This window comes from Vibrio sabulosilitoris, from assembly GCF_055391395.1.
The window spans coordinates 1,515,175-1,531,403 of the sequence record NZ_AP029600.1; the positions used below are offsets into that span (position 1 = coordinate 1,515,175).

Annotated in this window: 17 protein-coding genes; 3 read left to right on the forward strand and 14 right to left on the reverse strand. The window is 44.1% G+C overall.

From position 1 onward, the window contains the following. Positions 1 to 42: 42 nt before the first annotated feature. From ACZ5R2_RS22275 to ACZ5R2_RS22295, 5 genes are all read right to left on the reverse strand, one after another. A complete protein-coding gene (locus ACZ5R2_RS22275) occupies positions 43 to 1,755 on the reverse strand; it encodes a DUF3732 domain-containing protein (protein WP_464902453.1) in 1,713 nt (570 codons plus the stop codon). Next, the gene (locus ACZ5R2_RS22280; RefSeq protein ID WP_464902452.1) at positions 1,752 to 2,204 is read right to left on the reverse strand and encodes a three component ABC system middle component; all 453 of its coding nucleotides are present in this window, start codon (positions 2,202 to 2,204) and stop codon (positions 1,752 to 1,754) included. The genes ACZ5R2_RS22275 and ACZ5R2_RS22280 overlap by 4 nt, the downstream gene beginning before the upstream one ends. Continuing rightward, complete coding sequence (locus ACZ5R2_RS22285) at positions 2,201 to 3,328, reverse strand: hypothetical protein (RefSeq protein WP_464902451.1); 1,128 nt, start codon at positions 3,326 to 3,328, stop codon at positions 2,201 to 2,203. Before ACZ5R2_RS22285 ends, ACZ5R2_RS22280 begins: the two co-directional genes overlap by 4 nt. A gap of 313 nt (positions 3,329 to 3,641) precedes the next feature. After that, positions 3,642 to 3,944 (reverse strand): type II toxin-antitoxin system RelE/ParE family toxin, encoded by a 303-nt coding sequence (locus tag ACZ5R2_RS22290; RefSeq protein ID WP_464902450.1) that lies wholly within the window; start codon positions 3,942 to 3,944, stop codon positions 3,642 to 3,644. After that, positions 3,932 to 4,189 (reverse strand): type II toxin-antitoxin system Phd/YefM family antitoxin, encoded by a 258-nt coding sequence (locus tag ACZ5R2_RS22295; protein ID WP_276388397.1) that lies wholly within the window; start codon positions 4,187 to 4,189, stop codon positions 3,932 to 3,934. Before ACZ5R2_RS22295 ends, ACZ5R2_RS22290 begins: the two co-directional genes overlap by 13 nt. 293 nt (positions 4,190 to 4,482) lie before the next feature. Between ACZ5R2_RS22295 and ACZ5R2_RS22300 the strand changes: the two genes are divergently transcribed. Then, the gene (locus ACZ5R2_RS22300) at positions 4,483 to 5,142 is read left to right on the forward strand and encodes an NAD(P)H-dependent oxidoreductase (protein ID WP_464902449.1); all 660 of its coding nucleotides are present in this window, start codon (positions 4,483 to 4,485) and stop codon (positions 5,140 to 5,142) included. A gap of 66 nt (positions 5,143 to 5,208) precedes the next feature. Here ACZ5R2_RS22300 and ACZ5R2_RS22305 read toward each other — a convergent pair whose 3' ends face one another. Together ACZ5R2_RS22305 and ACZ5R2_RS22310 are read right to left on the reverse strand one after the other, a co-directional pair. Further along, positions 5,209 to 6,144 carry a LysR family transcriptional regulator gene (locus tag ACZ5R2_RS22305; RefSeq protein WP_464902448.1) on the reverse strand — a complete coding sequence of 312 codons (936 nt, stop codon included), beginning with the start codon at positions 6,142 to 6,144 and terminating at the stop codon, positions 5,209 to 5,211. A 160-nt stretch (positions 6,145 to 6,304) separates the two neighbouring features. Next, complete coding sequence (locus tag ACZ5R2_RS22310; protein ID WP_464902447.1) at positions 6,305 to 7,225, reverse strand: GlxA family transcriptional regulator; 921 nt, start codon at positions 7,223 to 7,225, stop codon at positions 6,305 to 6,307. Positions 7,226 to 7,347: 122 nt separating this feature from the next. Between ACZ5R2_RS22310 and ACZ5R2_RS22315 the strand changes: the two genes are divergently transcribed. Further along, the gene (locus ACZ5R2_RS22315) at positions 7,348 to 7,866 is read left to right on the forward strand and encodes a cysteine hydrolase family protein (RefSeq protein ID WP_464902446.1); all 519 of its coding nucleotides are present in this window, start codon (positions 7,348 to 7,350) and stop codon (positions 7,864 to 7,866) included. A gap of 182 nt (positions 7,867 to 8,048) precedes the next feature. Here ACZ5R2_RS22315 and ACZ5R2_RS22320 read toward each other — a convergent pair whose 3' ends face one another. From ACZ5R2_RS22320 to ACZ5R2_RS22330, 3 genes are read right to left on the reverse strand one after another with little or no spacing between them, the layout of a single operon-like run. After that, a complete protein-coding gene (locus tag ACZ5R2_RS22320) occupies positions 8,049 to 9,440 on the reverse strand; it encodes a vWA domain-containing protein (protein WP_464902445.1) in 1,392 nt (463 codons plus the stop codon). A gap of 10 nt (positions 9,441 to 9,450) precedes the next feature. Continuing rightward, entirely contained in the window at positions 9,451 to 9,990 is a 540-nt protein-coding gene (locus ACZ5R2_RS22325; protein ID WP_464902444.1) for a TadE/TadG family type IV pilus assembly protein, read from the reverse strand. Between the two features lie 13 nt (positions 9,991 to 10,003). Next, complete coding sequence (locus tag ACZ5R2_RS22330; protein WP_464919457.1) at positions 10,004 to 10,507, reverse strand: TadE/TadG family type IV pilus assembly protein; 504 nt, start codon at positions 10,505 to 10,507, stop codon at positions 10,004 to 10,006. A gap of 540 nt (positions 10,508 to 11,047) precedes the next feature. On the opposite strand from ACZ5R2_RS22330, the gene ACZ5R2_RS22335 reads away from it, so the two are divergent. Further along, the gene (locus ACZ5R2_RS22335) at positions 11,048 to 12,067 is read left to right on the forward strand and encodes a manganese-dependent inorganic pyrophosphatase (protein ID WP_464902442.1); all 1,020 of its coding nucleotides are present in this window, start codon (positions 11,048 to 11,050) and stop codon (positions 12,065 to 12,067) included. Between the two features lie 145 nt (positions 12,068 to 12,212). Here ACZ5R2_RS22335 and ACZ5R2_RS22340 read toward each other — a convergent pair whose 3' ends face one another. The 4 genes from ACZ5R2_RS22340 to ahpC (ACZ5R2_RS22355) form a co-directional block, all read right to left on the reverse strand. Then, positions 12,213 to 12,620, reverse strand: coding sequence for a GNAT family N-acetyltransferase (locus tag ACZ5R2_RS22340; protein ID WP_464902441.1), 408 nt, complete (start codon positions 12,618 to 12,620; stop codon positions 12,213 to 12,215). Between the two features lie 246 nt (positions 12,621 to 12,866). Then, on the reverse strand, positions 12,867 to 14,459 hold the full coding sequence (gene ahpF / locus ACZ5R2_RS22345; protein WP_464902440.1) for an alkyl hydroperoxide reductase subunit F: 1,593 nt from the start codon (positions 14,457 to 14,459) through the stop codon (positions 12,867 to 12,869). Between the two features lie 195 nt (positions 14,460 to 14,654). Beyond that, positions 14,655 to 15,212: an alkyl hydroperoxide reductase subunit C gene (gene ahpC, locus ACZ5R2_RS22350; protein ID WP_438456922.1), complete on the reverse strand. Its 558-nt coding sequence runs from the start codon at positions 15,210 to 15,212 to the stop codon at positions 14,655 to 14,657. Between the two features lie 253 nt (positions 15,213 to 15,465). Continuing rightward, the gene (gene ahpC / locus ACZ5R2_RS22355; RefSeq protein ID WP_438456922.1) at positions 15,466 to 16,023 is read right to left on the reverse strand and encodes an alkyl hydroperoxide reductase subunit C; all 558 of its coding nucleotides are present in this window, start codon (positions 16,021 to 16,023) and stop codon (positions 15,466 to 15,468) included. Positions 16,024 to 16,229 lie beyond the last annotated feature (206 nt).

The window sequence follows — 16,229 nt, forward strand, 5'->3', positions numbered from 1 at the left end:
TCAAGATGTTATCATCCTTTTCACTGCTAAATGTTCACTGGATCACACTGTTTTAATTCTAAAATTAGGTGCGGAATGACGGATTGAACACTTACTTCCAAGCTCTGCAAAATATTTGTGTAACGCTAAAAAAAGAGTTACGTGACTATATAACCAGTTCGCTCCGCTTCCCATTGATCTCAAGTATATTTTTTCATCTTCTTCAGTTTGGTGGTAAAGGTCAAAAGTTTCGAATGAAAACTTTAGATTGATTGGCATGTAGCTATTTTCAAACTCGAACTTACTCCCTATATCAGCCATATAGGAATTTACCTTGGCAGCAGCTTTCTCTAAGCCCTGTTTAACATTATACTTCAGGAGCTTTCTCTTCGTATCTTTTAACTTACCCTCAAGTTCTGTTAACATTTTGTTCAATGTAATATCGTCAGATAAATTAAGAGTATCCAATAACATAAACAGCTTTGCTTTTTCGATCAGTACTGCTTCATACAGCGTCTTTCTTTTGGCTAGTTTTTCTTCCGATTTTTCGATAACAAGAATATGTTGGTTTATTCTTGTTATTGAGTTATTTACTCTTTGTATGTCCCGTTCAACTTCCAAAAGAGTAGATTTAAATTTTGCTTTCATTGGCTTAGCTGAAGCAATGTTGCCCGATACCTTATGTATCGCATTTTGTAGCCTTACCGCACTTTCCGACAGGGCATCTTTTTCCGTTCGACAGAAAGGACACACTGTCGTCGAAACATGAACCTTATCTGGTGATTTAAGCTCAGTAATACTATTTAAAAATCTAGACTCTTCATTGATATGTTTACGAATCGAACTAGCTTTTCTTTGTAACTTTCTCAACTCAGACGTTTGCGCTGTTAACTCAAACTTCAACTTATTGTATCGCTTCGTTGCTGCATCTGAATTATGTTCAATCTTCTCTGGAACAATAATATCATCGAGCTGTTCTTTAGCTAATTGAGGGTTACGAAGAACTTGAGCTAACCCAATAGGAGCCTCTTCAAATCCCATCATTGAATATAAATGACTTAGTACAGGCTCAACCTTGTCTAAGTATATCTTTGCAGCTCTATTGTTTGCATCTTGTTGTTTCTTCAAACCATTCACTTCACCCATTAAGCGTTCTTTTTCTTGAGTTAAATGAAAATAGTCTTGATCTACTAACCCTAAAAATATTTTAGTATGATCAATAACATGTTCTCTTTTCTCTTTTTCATCAAAGCGATAAAACAGCGCATGCTTATTGGCTACAAGGTTTTGATGCTGCAAAATGAACGAGCTAAAACTTCTGATCGAAGGTGTGGATGCTTTACGGCGTCTGTACATCCTTGCTACCAAAGACTCATCAACATCATCTATATCTATAAACAAATCGCGAAGATACTTTTTATACTCTACCAACGGTCTAAAGTATCTATTTTCAAAGAAATCTTGCTGAATATCCTCTGACGCAAAACATCCTAAGCTTTTAAAAAATGCCTTGTTGGGCAAGGCAGGATCACGCGCTACAACCAGCACTTGTTCTTCAACATCCAGAACAACATAATAAACTACAGCACTAGCTGTTATTACACCTTTAGGAATTGTATTTTCTGAGCTACCAAAACAGTAATCGAAGATCTCTATAAGAGCACTCTTACCCGTAGAGGACTTACCCGTAACAATATTTAAACCCGACTTGAAGTTTACAGGATGCTTCAAACCACTTTTATCAATAACACCTATTTCACGAATCAATGTTTTCATCGTGGCTTAACTCCTAAAAAGGCGTAAATTTCTGAGACAGTATGCCCTTGAAACAAACGGCCTAAGTTATATGCGCTTTTCTGAATAGATAACTTGCTATCATTGACAGTTTGACAATGTAGCATGAGTCTATCTTCCTCAAAGAAAATCCAATCATTAACAATGCAATATTGGATAGATTGCTCAGTCAAGATTTGAAACTCATCAACTCTCTCTTGCAAATCATATAATTGACTTCGTTCTTGGAAAATAGACCATATAGAACTTCTTACATTAGCTTTGGCTAACTTAGTAGCGAACATTGGATGACTACAGATAGGTATGACCAATGGAGCTAGTAACAAGTTTTCTTCCGTCTCATCCAGGGTAGAATAAAAAGATGCTAAATACTCGCCATATTTAAAAGGATTAAACCTCACTTCATAAAGTGCGTTAACGATGCTCGTCATACCTGAATTCTCCAGTGTAGATCACGCTCCTCATCATCCATCGCATCATGAATGAGGCCATTCTTGTACTCTATTGGGGGAATATCACTCCCAATGTGTAGCGGGGTTTCTAACATAGTCTTGTTGTACAATACCTTAGAACCCTTGAGACTATCTGTAGCTTCTAATTGAGCACTGGAATATTGAATCTTATATCTCTTAACTAATTGATTTTGATAACTAGTAGTCTTCTCAAGGTAAAGAGGGAATTCATCGAGTTGCTCCATCAATGAGTTTTGCAATTCAAGCCAATTGCCTAATGCATCTGGTATCATGGCGTAATGCTCTATAGCAGCAATTTTCTCTACAAATAGTTTGCTTTTATGCAATTCAACCTGTTCATCTGTAGCTTCACTTCCTTCAAACTTTGGAAAAGTAAACTCTTTCTTACAGTACTGAGACGTTAACTCCTCACATTTAGCTCGAAACTCATTCTCAGGGATATACCATGAAGTGTTATCTGCTTTACCGTAAACAAAGCCAATCAAGCCCTCCAAAAAAATTTTCAAGTTGCTCGCAGGAATTCCAACGGGCTTGGAATAAATCTTTTTCTCTAAAAGAAGCAAATCATCGGCTTCGGTGAAAAGGGTAATTTTTGACAATACCTCTTTTAATCGCTCGGGAGGCTCTTCCATCACGGCTTTTTGAATTTTCGCAACACCAGATAGATTTTCAGATTTCAACTCGTCATCATCTCTCTCTGCAAAGATAGAGTTCAGAGTTTTCAGACGTTCATCGCTCGACTGTTTGTTCCAAGACTTAAATCTACTATTGGAACCAAAAGCCTGAGTGGTGTGTAGCACTAGAGAGTCGTAATCTGTATCATCAAACTCTGGAGCTAGCCAATTCTTTAGAGTCTTCCAAAAGTTTTCATGATGATCAGTAAGAGGCGATTTGTAGTTCTTAACTTCCAACTGTTCTGAGCATGAGTTATCGGAAGCAGTTAAGCTCACATCACCATCCCTCTCGAACCAAATCGATTGTCCTTCATTGAGGTCAAAACACTTATCTAGACCTATAAGCACTTGATAGTGAAATGCTAGTGCTGTGGTCAACGCAGCATTCTTGGTGCTACTGTCACTCATACTATCTCCATAGCTAGAATAAACAACATCGTAATAATTACGCATTGGTTGGATTACTATCCAGATTGCATATCCTAGCAACCCAAAAACTAATTGTCATTCTAGCAATGTGGTTATTGTGTCGCTTTTGATAACTAAATCAAAGACTAATGAATGTGTTATAACAACCTTTACTTATACCGAACGGATGAGACCAGTATTTACCTGACTTCTAATTTAAATCCACACAATCCCAATAGAACCTGTCTGGTTGGTTGCTCAGAGTAAGACAAAATCATGGCATAGTCGTTTGTGAACCGCTCATCTCCAGAGATTATTGCTTATTCAAAAGGAACTTACGTAAATCTCTCTCGCCACGCATAACAAACAGAATAAAGACCTTGTCATCATCCTGTTTATAAAAAACACGGCATGGATTCACGACAACTTCACGATAACTTAAATATTCTAGTTCAGGCGGAATACGACCTGAATCTGGGAAGGTTTCTAGGCGTTCAACTTTAGAGAAGATAGATTGTACCAACCGCTTTGCCGCTACGATATTTTCTAGTGCAATGTATTCAGCGATATCATTGAGGTCAGATAACGCCGGCTCAGTCCAAATTATTTCAGCCATTTTGACATTTTGTCCTTGGCTTCATCATAACTCACTACTTTACCGTCAGCTAGTGCGCGCTCACCTCGTGCAATACCCTCCAGAATGGCTAAACGATTTTGCATAAACTCATAATCATCAACATCAACTAGATATGCGGATGGCTTACCATGTTCGGTAATTAACACAGGTTCTTTGGTATCGTGGAGGTCTGCAAGGATCTTAGTCGCTTGACGTTTAAGCGATGTAACTAGTTCTACTTTCATAAGAGCTGCTCCAAGGGAATAGTAAAGTGATACTATTCTATCACTTTGAGTATAGCAAGCTTGATGACGACTGGTTCGGGCCACCTACAACAAACCAGACGTTAACGATATCTAATCGCTCCGCGTAGAGTAAGTCGCTTAATGCATGACATTGTCGCATAGAAGCAGATCATGGATTATTCAAAAGTGATTATGGGCAAATTTATCCATAATGATTGGCCAAAGTAGCTCTGTTTCTATTACCACGTGATGAGTAACATGCCCCCCATCGGAAACGCAATGAGGAATTATCCATGTCACATCCAATCATCCAAGACCTGAATCGTCGTTATACTGCGAAAAAATATGATGCCAGCAAGCGTATTTCAACATCAGATATGGATGTCATCAAAGAAGCGATCCGTTTGTCCGCTTCTTCGATTAACTCACAGCCATGGAAGTTCATCGTGATTGAAAGTGATGAAGCTAAGCAACGTTTTCATGACACTTTCGCCAATATGCACCAGTTTAATCAGCCGCACGCCAAAGAAGCGTCACACATTATTCTGTTTGCGCATAACCCAAAATTTACTAAAGATGATTACCGCAAAGTCGTCGATGTCGAGGTTTCTTCAGGTCACTTACCGGCAGAGATGTATGACAACATGCTCAATGGCGCATTTGGATTTGCTCAGTCACAGACCGATGATGCTGGCTTTAATGGCCACTGGACTAAGGCGCAAACCTATATTGCCCTAGGTAATACCCTGCATGTATTGGCGCGCCTTGGCATTGCTTCAACACCTATGGAGGGCGTCGATCCTGACATGATCGGTCAAATCTTCGAAAAAGAACTTGATGGGTATGTGTGTGAGTTCGCACTGGCGATGGGCTACCATCTTGAAGGCCAAGACTACAACTACGGTTTACCTAAATCTCGCCTTGCCGCAGAAGATGTCCTAGTGACTCTGTAATTATCCGCGAAAGATAGGATCATTGAGCCACCCGCTATTTTATGCGGGTGGATTTGTTTTTTTAAGCTAGGTTTTGTCCTCAATATACTCAAGCCAGCGCGGTGGGTTGCCTATGTGTGCCTCGACTGCACTGATAAACGCTCGAACCAGCGGCGTTTGTTTCCGATGTGGATAGAGGGCGTAAATCGCCTTATCCCCGGAGATTATTCTATGATTGGGCAGCAGCTGGACCAACCCAAGCTCTGAGAGCGGTCGAAACAGATTTGAGGCATCAATACGCGCATAGCCGACGCCATCTCTGACGGCTTCAATCAGGGTCCGTACATCATTTACCCGATAACGACCCTGCATTTTGTACTCTTGAAAATCCTCACCATTGGCCGTTTCACTAATGGTAAACGTATCTAAAGTCACCTCATGATTACTGTAAATCACCGCAGGCAGGACATTAAGCGCCTTGGGCGATGCAGGCAAACCATACTCTTCGACAAAGCAATTAGCCGCCACCAAGATAAAGTGAGACCTGGCGATAGGTTTAGCGATCAAGCTCGAGTCAGATAATTTACTCAGGCGAAAGGCGAGATCGTAGTGATCAGAGATAATGTCAGATTTTCTATCGTCTAACGAGTGATGGATCTGCACATCGGGATGAGATCGCATAAACTCGGTGATCACTGGCTGTAAATATTGATGACCAAAATAACTGGGTGAGGTGATACGCAAGACCCCTTTGGGTTTCGCCTGAAAGGCATCCGCAGAGAGCTGAATCTCTTGCAAGGTGTTACGCAAAGCTTGCCCATATTGGAAGATTTCCTCACCAGCTGAGGTCAATGAAAATGAGCGTGTAGAGCGATTCAGCAGCTGTACACCCAGATCACTTTCAAGGCGCTTTATCTGTTTCGAGAGCGACGAGTTATCCATCTCATGCAGCGCTGCCGCTTTTGAGAACGAGCCTTGTTGCACCACATCGACAAATAGCAGTATTTGGTTGGAGTTTAGCATGGTGTTCCTATCATGTGAGAGATGGTGAAAACCAGAGTGCAAACGTTTATAACAATTAGATGATAGCTCGAATTTTGTGATTCGTTCCACATCCCTAAGCTAGGCAAAACAAGTTAGAAGCAGGGCTCAAAAATTGAGTTTTCAAAAGGCTAAAGCCGCTTTACCGCCCTACAAACCGGGTGCGGAACTCTCTCGGCGTTAGTCCCATAGTCCGAATAAACACCTTGCGGCAAGCACTGGCGTCTTCGTAGCCAACTTGATTGGCGATCTGCTCAAAAGCGCACTGTGAATTTTCAAGCAGCTCACAAGCCTTTTGCACTCTCAGTCGCTGCAGGTATTGATTGGGGCTGAAGCCAGTCGCCTTCAAAAATCGTCGCTGCATGGTTCGCTCTGTCAGGTTAACTTGGCTTGCTAAATCAGTAATTGAAAGGCGTTTGGGGTAGTCTCGATTGATGATCTGCTGCACTGCTATCACAGATTGATCGCCATGCAGGAATGAAGGGTTAAATTGAGTGTAGAAGCGCTGCTCACGTAAAGCGGTGTCGACCACCAACCGTTTACCAAGCTGGCGCATGATGCTTAATGAGGTAAATTTCGCCACCAACTCTAAACCAAGATCAAGCCATGACATCATCCCTCCAGCGGTGATCACGTCTCCATGGTCGATGAGAATTTCGTTGGTGTTGAGCTCTAGATCAGGAAACTGGTTTCGAAACAGCTCTGATAAGCCCCAATGTGTTGTCACTGGCCGATGACCGACTAATCCGGTGGCCGCCAAGATAAATGCACCAGCACAAGCGGATGCAATCACCGCCCCTTGAGCATGTTGGCTGCTAAGCCATTCAATAAGCTCAGTTTTCGCCGCGAGGTAATAGTCACTTTGCGAGCTTGGCGGCAACACGATGACGGCGCACTGAGCTGATATAGACGCCGTATCGTCGAAGATAGCAGGCACAAACTCAACCTTAACACCCTCTTGCTGACAGATGTGGTTGGTCATTATCAGCATTTCTTCTAGTCCATAGACGGCTGATTTTGCTGCATTTGGGTAATGACAAATGCCGATAACAATACGTTTCACTGGCGCTCACCGCTAATTGTCGTTTTTGGCTCTATTTATGTCATTTTAGACTCTTCTTCGGCTAGTACAAGACAAGATATCCTCGCTATATCCAGACGACAAATTTATGGCAGGAGAACAAAATGGGTAATAAAGCACTACTGGTTATCGACTTACAAAACGACTATTTCCCTGAAGGAAAATACCCTCTTTGGAATACACACCAAACGCTGACTAACATTAAATCAGCTATCGAGCGTGCCAACAATCAAGCTATTCCTGTGATCAATATTCAGCACATTGCTAACCCAGAGCAAGGGCTGGCCCCATTTTTCAATGCCGACACCCATGGGGTGAAAATTCATGATGAGATTCGCGCCATCACACCAAAAGCTGATCTGGTAGTCAAAACCTTCGCTGATAGCTTCGAAGCGACCAAGCTCGAGCAAGTTCTCACTCAACACGGCATTGATGAGTTACTTCTTTGCGGCATGATGACGCAGAACTGTGTGACACACACGGCGCTCTCAAAAGCCGCGGAGAAGTATAAGGTCTCTGTCCTCACCGATTGCTGCACCACAGTCGATGAAATGATCCACAATATTGCATTGAATGCGCTCTCAAATCGAGGTGTGCTGACCACTGCTGAGCAAGCGATTTAGTTAGGTGAACCAAAACACCCCAAGTAGACTGAGCTGACTTGGGGTGCTAAACCATATGTTCAAACTAAGGGGTTGTTATTAATCATTGCTACCCTGCCGCAACCCGCCCCTAGTTTATAAAGCTTCACCAGCGCGCTTGGCTAAACAAACAGCCAACACCTTAATCCATCACGCAACAATAACTAGAGCGTTAACCGAATGATAACGTCCAACATTTTATCGAAACAGGGTCCAATTGCTCTTTCATCGATCGCATGGCAATAAACGCCTTCTAGTTGGCTTGCTCGGTAATCGCTGGCAAGATTGGGGTCATCGAGAATTCGTGGATCATTTGCCATCCGTAGCAACAAGTCTTCACCAATTTCATTATCAGGCCCCGCCGTTCCAGTCAATGAAGAGCCTAGACCTAGCGTAAAGACATAGATCCCCTCTTGTCTCGCGGCTTCCGCCATATCTTCAACAAGGTTACGTGACACCCGATTAACGCGATCGTAGAGATCCGAGGCATCATGGCTTCGACGACGGTACTGGGTAACGGGACGATTCGAGTGATCAGGGTTCAGGACTCTAAATTCATTATCATCTGAGTCATGCGCATTGTAGTAGGTAGGCAAGCTGGCAAGACGTGAACTGATTCTACTCCCTTGGTTTGCCGTTCCAGATAGGTCAGAGTTCACGGATCTATGGTTCCACAGTCCCCATGGCGTGCCAGAGCTGCTATCTCCTGAAATTATCGAGCCCGTATAGTTGGTGCGGGTGCGAGTAAAATCGAAGTTAGACGAAAAGGTGTTTGGGGCGCCATCGGTAAAGAACACGATCACCTTAAGACTGGCTGGGTCATTGATGTTACGCAGCGCATCCAGCGCGCGATATACCCCTTCAGATGAGTTGGTAAACTGCGGATCAGAAAGGGATCCAAATTGAAAGTCGTCGATAGCAGAATTTAGACTACGACGACTGTGTCCCCGTGTCGAGCGGAAAGAAACTGGAACTTCTGCGCCAAAAGCGAATTTAACCAATGCTACCCGGTCGAAGTTTTCATTGAAGTTACCGATAAACTCTTTAGAGCGCGTAATAACGTCCTGTGTGACATCTCCCACAGAGCCAAATCGCAGAGAGGTTGTGTTATCAACCACTAAGACAAGGTCTACGGGACGCCTAATTGTTTGTGCCTCAGCAGCCACAGGAAGGGTCGACATCCCAATCATACCAAGGAACATCGTATCCATATCTACCGAAGCGTTGACATCGATGGAGATATTGCCGGATTCGTCATAGGCAAACGCCAAGTTGGGTGTTGTACTACTTGAGCCATGATAATCTTGGGGCAAGTTAGCGGCGAATAACTTGCTAGCCGCAGTACGAGCAGCATTCTCTCCCTCTGAAACGGCTCGCGCCGCCGCGATGGCCGCAGCATCTACAGCAGTGAACAGTTTTGCCTGAACCAAAAACGCTCGGCCTGTATCAATGGTAAACCCAACGACAAGCACCAAAAATGGAGCAGCAATGACACCAAGCACAGCAACTAAGCCTTTGGCTTTTTTTAAGCTCCGAAAACGTGTTTTAAAATTCATTTTTATTTCCTTATAAAAATGTAATATCAGAAATGATAAAACTGCTGTCGTAGAAGTAATTTGTCAGCGGGGCGTAGCGATAATGTATTTCAACGGCGTAAATCGTCTCGTTTGCATCTAGGTTAATGCCAAGATTATTAAGTGATGGGCTGGTATTTGGCATGTTGCACATACCGTCTGTCCACGCTCGGCACAATGACCAAACTTCACTTGTTTTATCAATACCTGACTGGCTCCAGCGGTGCTGCTCAATAACCAATGGATCTGTACCCTGTTGGCCGGTAATTTGAGTGATGTATATTATCGCATCATTTTGTAGTTCAAGAGGGCCAGAGGTTGTCGCTACGATTGACATGATTTCATCTGGGGTCATAGTGGTCGTCCTAGACACCAAGTTTGCACCCTCACGCGCGATCCCCACCAGAACATTGTTGGTATATAACAGCTGCGACAACTCAATAATGCCGCCAATGAGTAATATCAAAATAGGCGTAAAAAGTATCATTTCGACGGCAGCAAAGCCGCTATGCTTTCCTAGGTTATTTTTCACAGCAGACTCCTTTTTACTCGAAGGCTTCATTGCGCATTGCACTGCTCACGGTAAAGGTGTATTTACCATCATCCAAAAACAGGTGTGTAAATGGGCTTATCGAAGTCCACTCACAATCTAGGTGAATAGCGATAATGTCGCCGCCCTGCCCAAAACCGGTGACAGGATTGCCATCAAGGTCTTCAACGCGGACATCCTCAATTCTCATGACACGTTCAAGATACCCATGTGACGCTTCATTGACCTTGGCCAGTATTGCCGCTTCACGTACGCCATTACCATCTGGGTCGAGATCTGAGCGACCCGTGATGGCGTAGCGGGTTCCTTCACGAACGGCATTTTGCATCGTCAGTTTGACGTAGCTAAAAACAGACAAATCGACAATGATAAAAAACAGGAAAAAGAAAAACGAAGCTACAACAGACATTTCAACTATCGCTAGACCCGACTGTTTTTTACGGGGACTGCAAACCGTGTTACCCCTTGGCTTTTTAATTACCTTCAATTTAGTTTCCATATGACTCGTACCCTGTTTCTAGGTAAATTGCTCGCCACCCCCCACACCAACGCGCAGCTAACAAGCAATTAACACTTCGCTGACAATGGTAGACTTAATACGGCCTGACATTTGTCTTAGTAATAATACTAATGGATTAGCTAGGCTCTATTGCTGAGCATATTTCAATATGCAACTCAAAACGCAACTCATAAAAACAAATCAATTTTATCAGTACCTTACATGGCAAATTACTGTCGAATCAGCGCAATAGTGACATTTTTGGCAGCAGCTAAAAAAGCAAAGTGAGTTTCACAGGAGTGACATTGCATTGTTTCCTAATTAGGACAAAAGGAAACACAATTTGGCATCGCTTGCATTCTTATCAATGCGACAAATAAGAGACGAATGAATAGTTCGGACGATTATTAACGGTGTATGGACAAATTCTGACCCGACAATTATCTCGGCAATAAAACAGCTTGATGTGTAACATTAATTTAATAAACAACTCATATCATAGCGTTCAACATCCTAAAGCAAACTCTCAAGGAAGACCCAGTGAAAAAAGCTGCCCTTTTTGTTACCTCTTTTTCTTTACTTGCAGCGCCTGCAATGGCATTTGACCTTGCCAACCCAAGCCTAAACAACACCGAGAACCTAGTTTGGACCGGTCATATCAGCCCGGATACTGACACAGTAACGTCTGCGATTATCGCTGCCCATTTGTATGGTGGAGAGGCGGTTGTGCCTGAGGCTATCAACCCTGAGAGCCAGTTCGCTCTTGAATATTGTGGCTATGCTGAGCCAAGAGTCCTTGAGGATTTCTCCAACAAGCAAGTGGGCTTAGTGGACTTTAACCAAAGAACTCAGCTGCAAAAAACCATCGATGAAGCAAGCATCGTGGCTATCGTTGATCACCATGCTATCGGTGGTAGCCCGGTAAATATGAGCCAAATCGCGACTATTGATATTCGCCCATGGGGCTCAGCAGCCACGATTCTTGCAGACCGCGCTGCGCAAATGAACGTTGAGCTGCCAAAAGAGATCGCATGTACCACACTAGCGGGCATTCTTTCTGATACCGTGGTGCTTGAGTCTTCTACCACCACCAGCTATGACCACCAATATGCGAAGTCACTAGCCAAAACAGCAGGCATCGATGACATCAACGATTTCGGTGAGAAAATGCTGATTGCCAAATCGGATCTTAGCCATATGAGTGCGGCAACGATCCTGACCATGGATTACAAAAACTTTGAATTTGCGGGCAAGAAAGTCGGTATCGGTGTAGCGGAAACCATCACGGCTGAGCAGTTGATTGCAAGAAAAGCAGAATTTATTGAAGCTATGCAAGCGCATAAAAAAGCCCAGCAGCTAGATCACCTATTTTTCTCGGTAACCGATACCAAGAACGGCGAAGCGAACCTTATCTGGATTGATGCGACTGACTCAAAGGTGGCCAACCAAGCATTTGGCTCTGAGCAAGATAAGCAATGGTTGAACCTACCAGGTGTGACATCTCGTAAACGCCAGATTGCACCAGCGATTCAAACAGCCGTTGAAAAAATTAGTCTTTAACTTTTATTAGCAAATAATAGAAAAGGCTCGAATATCGTATCGAGCCTTTTTTTATACCCAAGTAACCTCAACATATTAAACAGACTCACAAACCGATAGCCGAAAAGAATCGATCCAAAGAGTGCCTAATCACACTCTCTCAGGGTTATTTGAAATGAACGGACATTTTAACGTATGCAGTGCCTGACTTGTAAAACTCATCGCTAAAACGCTTCATGCCAAACCGCTCATAAAATACGATGGCGCTCAAGCGCGCATCACACCACAGAAGGTCTATATTGTTACCTTTGAGCTCCGCTATGATGTGGGTAATAAGCTTTGACCCAAACCCACAGCCTTGCTGGCAAGTCAGGGTGGCAAACTTTCTCAGTCTTGCTTGATTGTTCTGGATAAATATCGAAGCGACAGACACTAGGTTCCCGTCAACAAACACGCCGTAATGAATGGCATTTTCATCACCCTCAACATGACTAAACTCTGGAGCCTTATTTGGCCACAATACTCGATGCCGGATCGGCAGCGCTTGTTGCCAATCTATCTGTTTTATATCCATGTTTCTCCACTTTGATAAGCGCTAATACATAAGGCTTATTGATACACTAAAGTAAGTGTCTGGCCCTAGCAAGAGCCCTTGCCTTATACACTGGTATCATCCTCACCAAATGGTAATTAAAGCTAAGCTAGAGAGTCGATCAGCTTTAGTAGGCAGCAAAAATGCTGAGCCCACCAATTAAGGTGGGCTCAGACAAGTTTGGCAAAATTCCTCACTGCAGAGTGAGAAGTTCACTCAATTGGCAACTTAGGCTACCTCAGCATCTTTCACTGGGGCCGGATTGCGAATCAAGAAATCAAAGGCTCCTAGGCTCGCTTTCGCTCCCTCGCCCATTGCAATAATAATTTGCTTATAAGGTACTGTAGTCACATCACCGGCTGCAAACACGCCTTTCATACTGGTTGCACCGTGCGCATCCACCTCAATCTCACCGCGTGGTGACAGCGCGACTTTGCTCTCTTTCAGCCATTCGCTGTTTGGCACCAAACCGATTTGAACAAAGATACCCGCGAGGTCAATTTGCTTGATTTCATCGGTATTGCGATCTTTGTATTCAAGTCCAGTTACGCGAGTACCGTCACCGAGTACCTCTGTGGTCTGCGCCATGGTGATGATCTCGATATTTGGCGTGCTGTTGGCTTTGTCGATAAGCACTTGGTCAGCGCGCAGCGTGTCAGCAAACTCAAGCACCGTCACATGCTCAACAATACCAGCAAGGTCAATGGCTGCCTCAATACCCGAGTTACCACCGCCAATCACAGCAGTGCGCTTGCCTTTGAACAGTGGACCGTCACAGTGTGGGCAGTAAGCAACCCCTTTGTTGCGATACTCTTGCTCGCCCGGAACATTCATCTCACGCCAGCGAGCACCCGTGCTGGTGATGACTGAGCGTGCTTTGAGTACGGCACCACTTTCTAGAACCACGTGCGTATAGCCATCGTTGGTCTCTTCGGCATCAATGATGTTGGCAGCGCGCTGCTCGGTGATAACTTCAACACCGTACTCTTTGACGTGCTCCTCAAGGCTCGCGACTAGCTTTGGCCCTGTGGTTGTCTTGACAGAAATGAAGTTTTCAATCGCCATTGTGTCCATCACCTGGCCACCGAAACGCTCGGCAACCACACCAGTGCGAATCCCTTTACGCGCAGCATAGATAGCAGCTGATGAGCCAGCTGGGCCACCGCCCACAACTAGAACATCAAACGGCGCTGTTTCGTTAAGCTGATTGGCTTTCTTCTCCGCTGCACCCGTATCGACTTTATTAAGAATTTCGTTGAGCGACATGCGGCCTTGACCGAATAGCTGACCGTTAATGAAGACGCTCGGTACTGCCATGATATCGCGCTGCTTAACTTCATCTTGGAATACCGCACCGTCAATCATGGTCACGTTAACCAGCGGATTGATCGCTGCCATCATGTTGAAGGCTTGTACTACCTCTGGGCAGTTTTGACACGATAGTGAGATGAAGATTTCAACATCGAGTGGCGTATTAAGTGCTGCGATTTGCTCGATCGTCTCGGCTTCCAGTTTGATTGGATGGCCACCAGTATGCAGCAGAGCAAGCACCAGCGAGGTAAATTCATGTCCCATTGGCAGTCCAGCAAAACCAATTGCGGTGCCTTTTTCTGGGTTAACTACACGCATCACTGGCTTGCGTTCGCTCACTGCATCATCTCGAACCACATCGATTTTGCTGCTCAGAGAAGCAATATCGTCAGCAAGTGACTGGATCTTGCCTGCCGTGCCACTATCATCGAGGCTAAGAACCAATTGTACTTGGGTTTTTACATTGTCTAAATACGCTTTGAGCTGCTGCTTCATTGCTTGATCTAACATACTGATACCTAATCTTATGACTACCTAACATCAGAAGGAGTTTAAAAGGGAAAACGAAAATGGGCCCTTTTGATGTTTGTCATTATTTGTTTTATTTGGGGTGCACGCCCTGGTTTCGATTGTCGATGGGGGAACAATTCAAAATAGGGCGCGCGATACTATTTCGATAGTTCGCCTAAGCGTACTCTCGCGGGCTTAGATTTTGCCAACTAGGTCTAGAGAAGGAGCTAGAGTCTCTTCACCTTCTTTCCATTTTGCTGGGCAAACTTCACCTGGGTTAGCTGCAACATATTGAGCTGCTTTCACCTTACGCATCAGGTCTTCTGCATCACGGCCAATGCCTTCGGCAGTGATTTCCATCGCTTGGATAACGCCTTCTGGGTCAACTAGGAAGGTAGCACGGTCCGCAAGGCCTTGACCTTCGCGCATAACACCGAAGTTGTTAGTGATTGTGCCAGTTTGATCGCCAACCATGTAGTAGTTGATCTTGCCGATGGTGTCTGAGCTATCGTGCCATGCTTTATGAGTGAAGTGAGTGTCAGTTGATACTGAGTACACTTCAACGCCACGCTCTTGCAGCTCTGCGTAATGGTCAGCAAGGTCACCAAGCTCGGTTGGACATACAAACGTGAAGTCTGCTGGGTAGAAGAAGAACACTGCCCATTTGCCTTTTACATCTTGCTCAGTGATTTCAACAAAATCACCGTTTTTAAATGCCGTTGCTGAGAATGGTTTGATAGTTGTATTGATCATAATATTAACTCGCTAATTCTTTGTTATTGTTTGTTGTGGCACTCTCCTGTGCCGATGGAGATATAGTGCAATACCCAAGCTTCATTTAACATTCGTCCTTTCCTATCTATTTGATAGGAAAATCCTATTGAAGATTGAGCAGACATAAAAAAACCTCTTTCATTCGAAAGAGGTTCGTTCAAGTAGGTGGTCACACGCCCTAAGAAAAGGAGCAGTCTCGGGACATGCAACCCAAGCTTGAATTCAGGTTATCTTAGATCTTACCAACAAGGTCTAGAGAAGGAGCCAGTGTCTCTTCGCCTTCTTTCCATTTAGCAGGGCAAACCTCACCTGGGTTAGCCGCTACGTACTGAGCCGCTTTCACTTTGCGCATTAGGTCTTCTGCATCACGGCCAATACCCTCTGCAGTGATTTCCATCGCTTGGATAACACCTTCTGGGTCAACTAGGAATGTTGCACGATCTGCAAGACCTTGGCCTTCGCGCATTACACCAAAGTTGTTAGTGATTGTGCCAGTTTGGTCGCCAACCATGTAGTAGTTGATCTTACCGATGGTGTCTGAGCTATCGTGCCATGCTTTGTGAGTGAAGTGAGTATCCGTTGATACTGAGTACACCTCAACGCCGCGCTCTTGCAGCTCTGCGTAGTGGTCAGCAAGGTCGCCAAGCTCAGTTGGACATACGAAAGTAAAGTCTGCTGGGTAGAAGAAGAACACTGCCCATTTGCCTTTTACGTCTTGCTCTGTGATTTCAACAAAATCACCGTTTTTGAATGCCGTCGCTGAAAATGGTTTGATAGTCGTATTGATCATTATTTTACTCTCTTTTGAAGTTCTTATTGTCTGTTGAGGCGCTCTCCTGCGCCGATGAAGGTATAGTGCAACAACAGAGTTCGATTGAACATTCGTCTTTGCCTATCTATTTGATAGGAAAATCCTATTGAAAAAATTCTAAAAAAAGAGACGAGAAAGTGAACGCGCTATGACAGTAGATATAACCAAGTGACCTCAAGGTGCAG